The sequence below is a fragment of the Gammaproteobacteria bacterium genome, from assembly GCA_022340215.1.
Classification (GTDB): Bacteria; Pseudomonadota; Gammaproteobacteria; order JAJDOJ01; family JAJDOJ01; genus JAJDOJ01.
On sequence record JAJDOJ010000021.1, the window covers coordinates 1 to 3,734 of the forward strand.

General features: G+C 61.8%; 3 protein-coding genes. 1 reads left to right on the plus strand and 2 read right to left on the minus strand.

The window, feature by feature from the left end; all coding sequences use genetic code 11:
- Nucleotides 1-319: 319 nt before the first annotated feature.
- Nucleotides 320-1,345: an integrase core domain-containing protein gene (locus LJE91_01235; protein ID MCG6867380.1), complete on the minus strand. Its 1,026-nt coding sequence runs from the start codon at nucleotides 1,343-1,345 to the stop codon at nucleotides 320-322.
- A gap of 626 nt (nucleotides 1,346-1,971) precedes the next feature.
- Between LJE91_01235 and ltrA the strand changes: the two genes are divergently transcribed.
- Nucleotides 1,972-3,297, plus strand: coding sequence for a group II intron reverse transcriptase/maturase (gene ltrA, locus LJE91_01240; GenBank protein MCG6867381.1), 1,326 nt, complete (start codon nucleotides 1,972-1,974; stop codon nucleotides 3,295-3,297).
- Nucleotides 3,298-3,489: 192 nt separating this feature from the next.
- On the opposite strand, the gene LJE91_01245 is transcribed toward ltrA, so the two are convergent.
- On the minus strand, nucleotides 3,490-3,734 hold a 245-nt coding region (locus tag LJE91_01245; GenBank protein ID MCG6867382.1), incomplete at its 5' end, for a hypothetical protein.

Here is a 3,734-nt window from a genome sequence, read left to right on the forward strand (position 1 = left end):
GGCACACCTCCTGGGCAATTCTACGCGGTTGCGGCGCTCGCGGATAGCTGTCAATTGTCTCGGGAAGTATGCATGATCGACCGATGGCCGTCGTCCTTCAGCCGTGGCAGATCCTTGTCCCTCCCGAAAAACCCATCCGAGGCCAGGATCGAGCTGAGTTGCTGCATCGCGATCGGGGAGTTACGGTCACGGACAGGTGCAACGTGAGATTTGGCGAGGGTTCAGGGCCGCGAACGAGGTCAGCCTGCAGAGCCGCAGGGGAGACGCGCGCACTTCGAGCGTCGCCTGCGAATCAAGATCCACGCGGGGACGCTGTCAGTCAAGCAGCGCGAGTGTACCGGTGGTGCAGTCCGCCGACGTGGGGAATCGCTGTCACCCGGCCTGCTGGTGGCGGCTCAACTTCGCGTCCCAGCGGTGAGTTGCCAGCCAATGAGCCGTGACAACGGGAGCCGTTGTAGTAGGTGACATACGCCCGGAGGATCCGTCTGAGGTGCGATTCGCTCAGCACGACCAAGTGGTCGACGCACTCTCGACGGAAGGAGCCGATCACGCGCTCCGCAAAGGGATTCTGCCAGGGCGATCTCGGCGCGATGAGCACTTCATCGATGCCCATGTTCTTGAGTCGATGCCGGAAGTAGTCGCCATAGATCCCGTCTCGATCACGGAGCAGGTATCTGGGCTCGCTGCCGTCCGCCGGGAAGGCCTCGACGATCTGCTGGGCGGCCCACTGCGCCGTAGGGTGATCCGTGACGTTGAAGTGGAGGATGCGTCTTCGTTCGTGCGCGAGGATGACGAAGCAGTAGAGCAGCCGAAAGGTGACCGTCGGCACGACGAAGAAGTCGCAGGCCGCGGTGCAGTCCATGTGGTTCGCGAGGAACGATCTCCACGTCTGCGACGGCGGCCGGCCGGGCCGGTTGCAAACCATGTACTTGGCGATTGTGGATTCGGCGACATCATGACCAAGCAGGGCCAGCTCGGCCCGGATGCGCGGTGCCCCCCACAGCGGGTTCTCCCGAGAGACGCGCCGGATCAACGCGCGAACCTCGGTTTCGATCTTCGGTCGGCCATTCCTCCTCGACTTCCATCGCCAGTACAATCGGAAACCTCGTCGGTGCCAGCGCACGACCGTGTCCGGCTGGACGACGACAAGCGCGGATCGCCAGCCACGCCACAACTTGGAAAGCCAGACCCAGAAGATGCGGTCTCGCCGACGGAGGCGGGGCCGTTTGGCGGCATGGTTGACGACGGCCAATTGCTGGCGAAGAGCCAGGTTTTCCGCGATCAGCGCGGCTCGGTTAGCGAGAAGAACTCGAAGAATGGCCCGGATGAGATCGAGCGGAAGCATGCGGTCCCTCGGTTGAGGCTGGAAACCGGGGATTCTAGCGGAGCTTGCCCAGGCGGGCCGCGACGGGGAGAAACTCGTTTAGAATCAGCGCGGACGGACTTTTCGGGAGGCAGTGCGTCCAGCAAAGGCTGGCATGTTCAGTGGGGGTAAGTCCCACCGGGGCAAGAGTCAGAAGCCCCGTAGCTTGGGTCACATCAGTGGAGGAAACGAATCTGGTGAAGCTGGCTGACAAAGCCGTCTTCGGGACGGTGAGCGAGTTACCGGGCCGTAACGCAAGTGAACCCATAGGTGGCCTCGTCAGAAATAGGTTCCGGAGGCCGAGCCCTCTGTCTTCGGGCGAAGGCAGCATGACTGGTTGCAATCTGACTGCCGCGACGAGTCACTCCGGCGGGGTGGTAGGGGCAGCACGGTGACAAGGACATGCCGAGCAACTGGAGAAGCCGTCCTCGTCCCATCGAGAAATCGGCGGAGCAGAATCGGCCGTATAACCGGAGACCCCGGGAAGTCGGTCGAAGACGAGACGGTGGCGGCCGGGCCCGTAGTAGCAATGAAGCGGGGTAACGCCCGTGGAGCGAAGGGACCCTGCTGCACACAACTCCTTCGTCAACAAGGAAGGCAGGGGTGAAATGATAAAAACACCCGGGGACCTGCAGGACCTGAGACGAAGGATATACGTCAAGGCGAAGGCTGAACCGTCTTGGCGCTTTTGGGGTCTGTACGTGCACGCGTGCAAGACGGAAACGCTCTATGAGGCGTATCGGCTGGCCAAGAAGAACAAAGGAGCCCCTGGAATTGACGGGGTAACGTTCGAGGCGATCGAGGCGTCAGGCGTGGAACAGTTCGTCGAGCAGCTCCGGAAGGAGCTTAGCGAGCGCACGTACCGCCCCCTGCGGGTTCGGAAGGTAGGAATCCCGAAGGACGGCGGCGATAAGGTCCGCGTGCTCTCGATTCCTGCTATCCGGGACCGGGTGGTCCAGGGAGCACTCAAGCTCATCCTGGAACCGATCTTCGAGGCGGACTTTCAGCCGGGGTCGTATGGCTACCGGCCCAAGAGGTCGCCGCATGGCGCGGTTCAACGTGTCTCGGATGCGATCATCCAGGGCAAGACCGATGTCATCGATCTTGATCTCCGCTGCTACTTCGACACGGTGCGACATCACATCGTGTTAGAGAAGGTGGCGAAGCGAGTGAAGGACGATGACGTGATGCACTTGCTCAAGATGATTCTGAGAGCATCTGGGAAGCGGGGAGTTCCCCAGGGCGGTGTGATTTCCCCTTTGCTCAGCAACCTGTACCTCAACGAGGTGGACAGGATGCTGGAGCGAGCAAAGGAGGTCACGCGTTATGGTCGCTGGACAGCGGTCGAGTACGCTCGGTGTGCCGACGATCTGGTGATCTTGGTGGATTCCCATCCGCGGCATCGGTGGCTTCGCGAGGCGGTGGAGCAGCGGCTTCGGGAGGAGTTGGCCAAACTGCAAGTGGAGGTAAACGAGGAGAAGAGCCGGCGGGTGGACCTGAGGAGCGGAGAGAGCTTCGGATTCCTCGGATTTGAGTTTCGCCGAGTGCGGAGTCGTGCGGGGCGGTGGATGCCGTTGCGTACGCCACTGCTGAAGAAGCGCACGGCGTTGTTGCGGAAACTCAAGGTGTGGTTCGGTCGCTACAGATCCCAGCCAACCCAGGCATTGGTCGCAGAGATCAATCCGATCCTGCGGGGCTGGGTAAACTACTTCTCGGTGGGGCACTCGAGTCGGTGCTTGTCGTTCATCCGAAACTGGGTGGAAAAGAAGATACGGCGCCACCTGGCGCGAGCCCGATTGCGTCGAGGCTTCGGCTGGAAGCGGTGGAGTAGGCAGTGGCTGCACGAGGCTCTCGGACTATACGATGACTACCGCGTGCGATACCTCGTGTCATCACCGAAAGTTGCTCCAGCCGGAAGGTCTCATAACTCTTGACGAGAAGTGTGCAGGAGCGCGTAGTGCGGGAAATCCGCATGCTGCGTGCGAGGTGGCGGGGGCTGGAGACGGAGCCACGGACGTCCCTACACGGGCACGAAGGGGGAAACCCCGGATACAGCCAAGGGATGCCCTACGGGCCACCGCGCCAGTCCTCGACCCTACCACCGACCCCGCGACACAGTTTGGTGATTATTCGACCTCCGGCGCCGGCGCATCCGGACTCACGACCGCAAAAGGCAACTCCTCGTTGACCGCGTCGATATCGTCGGTCGCTGCGATAGCTGCCTGAAACTCGTAGCTCTCCGACGACTTGATCGCATCGCCAGGGACGACTTCATACAGGTTCTGACGCAAGAGCTTGCCCTTCCCGGCCTGCGCGGCAAGTTCCATCGTCCAGCAGTTGAACCAGGATCGGCTCGAACGCGCCTCTCCCC

Excerpts from the sequence above, each read along its gene's own strand:
- ltrA (MCG6867381.1), top strand. The coding sequence starts at position 1,972 with ATGATAAAAACACCCGGGGACCTGCAGGACCTGAGACGAAGGATATAC.
- LJE91_01235 (MCG6867380.1), bottom strand. The coding sequence starts at position 1,345 with ATGCTTCCGCTCGATCTCATCCGGGCCATTCTTCGAGTTCTTCTCGCT.